The organism is Synechococcus sp. BA-120 BA3 (genome assembly GCF_034931285.1).
Lineage (GTDB): Bacteria > Cyanobacteriota > Cyanobacteriia > PCC-6307 > Cyanobiaceae > Cyanobium.
Genome location: NZ_JAYGHZ010000457.1, coordinates 1 through 1,381 on the forward strand (window position 1 = coordinate 1; position 1,381 = coordinate 1,381).

The following is a 1,381-nucleotide window of genomic DNA, read 5'->3' on the forward strand; positions in this document are numbered from 1 at the left end:
CTTCCGCAGCCCGCACCACGGCTGTTCCGCCGCCGCCCTGACCGGTGGCGGCGCCGTGCCCCGGCCGGGGGAACTGAGCCTGGCCCACCACGGGGTGCTGTTCCTCGATGAGTTGGCGGAGTTCCGCCGCGAGGTGCTCGACCAGCTGCGCCAGCCCCTGGAGGAGGGGGAGCTGTGGATCAGCCGCGCCCGGCAGCGCTGCCGCTTCCCCTGTCGGGTGCTGCTGGTGGCCGCCACCAACCCCTGTCCCTGCGGCTGGTACGGCGACCCCAGCCAGAGCTGCCGCTGCGGTGAGGCCCAGCGGCGCCGTCACTGGGGGCGCCTCTCCGGGCCCCTGCTCGACCGGATCGACCTGCAGGTGGTGATGCGCCGCCCGGAGGCCCGGGACCTGGGCGGGGCCTACCGCGGACAGCCCGATGGGCCGCGGTCCCCCGGAGAGACAAGTGCGGTGGTGGCCCAACGGGTGGCGGTGGCGCGCCGGCGGATGGGCGAGCGCAACCCGCAGGGGGCGGCCAACGGCCAGCTGGATGGACCCTCCCTGGCGGCGGTGGTGGATCCGGCGCCGGAGGCCCTGGCGCTGTGGGAGCGCGCCATCAGCCAGCGGCGCCTCTCCGCCAGGGGGGCGGAGCGGGTGTTGCGGGTGGCCCGCACCATCGCCGATCTGGCCGGCGAGGAGCGCGTGGCCAGCGGCGCCATCGCCGAGGCCCTCAGCTACCGCTCCTTTGACCGGATTGACTGAGGGGCCGGATCGACTGAGGCGATGGCGGGATCAGCGGCGCCGGCGCCGCGGCGGGCTGTCGCTGTAGGGCTGCACGCCGATCAGAGGCGGCCGGTGCTGGGCTTCCTCACCGGGATTTCCCCAGGCATGGTTGATGGTCTCCGCCAACCAGTGGCTGAGCCGCTCAAGCATGGAGGCAGACCTTGGCTGGTCTGCGGTGGAGGCGACCGGATGGCCCATGGACCCTGCTGCGATGGCCCCTCCAGCCTGAAGGCGGGCGGAAGCAAGGGCAACAGGTACAAGCACCTGAATCGGCCTTCCCGAGGCCAGGCTCAGCGGCGACGGCGGCGCTGCTGAGCCTTGCGCTTGTACTTCTCGGTGGGGGTTTCGTGGTGGCGCAGCCGCTTCAGATCGGCAAAGATGCCCGCCTTGGACACCTGGCGCTTGAAGCGGCGCAGGGCCGATTCGATGCCTTCGTTTTCGCCGACGGTGACCTGGGTCATGAAGTACTGCAGAGACGTTCGCAGCGTTGCACCCTAGCAAGCGGGGCTTCGGGGCCCCTCCTCAGAGCTTGGTGGCGGGGATGGCCGGTGGAGCCACGGGCTGCTGGGCGGCGGCGGGCGCCGACTCGCTGGCGGGGGCAGGCGTGGCGGTGGCGGGCCC

Annotated in this window: 3 protein-coding genes; 1 reads left to right on the forward strand and 2 read right to left on the reverse strand. The window is 72.8% G+C overall.

Features of this window, described 5'->3' with window-relative positions; genetic code table 11:
• On the forward strand, nucleotides 1–739 hold a 739-nt coding region (locus VB737_RS16745; protein ID WP_500314630.1), incomplete at its 5' end, for an ATP-binding protein.
• Between the two features lie 30 nt (nucleotides 740–769).
• Here VB737_RS16745 and VB737_RS16750 read toward each other — a convergent pair.
• On the reverse strand, nucleotides 770–958 hold the full coding sequence (locus VB737_RS16750; protein ID WP_500314632.1) for a hypothetical protein: 189 nt from the start codon (nucleotides 956–958) through the stop codon (nucleotides 770–772).
• 92 nt (nucleotides 959–1,050) lie between these two features.
• Nucleotides 1,051–1,221 carry a 30S ribosomal protein S21 gene (rpsU, locus tag VB737_RS16755; protein ID WP_006172073.1) on the reverse strand — a complete coding sequence of 57 codons (171 nt, stop codon included), beginning with the start codon at nucleotides 1,219–1,221 and terminating at the stop codon, nucleotides 1,051–1,053.
• Nucleotides 1,222–1,381: the final 160 nt, after the last annotated feature.

Bases quoted from the DNA above. Each gene is read 5' to 3' on its own strand.
- VB737_RS16750 (WP_500314632.1), bottom strand. From the start codon at position 958: ATGGGCCATCCGGTCGCCTCCACCGCAGACCAGCCAAGGTCTGCCTCC.
- rpsU (WP_006172073.1), bottom strand. From the start codon at position 1,221: ATGACCCAGGTCACCGTCGGCGAAAACGAAGGCATCGAATCGGCCCTG.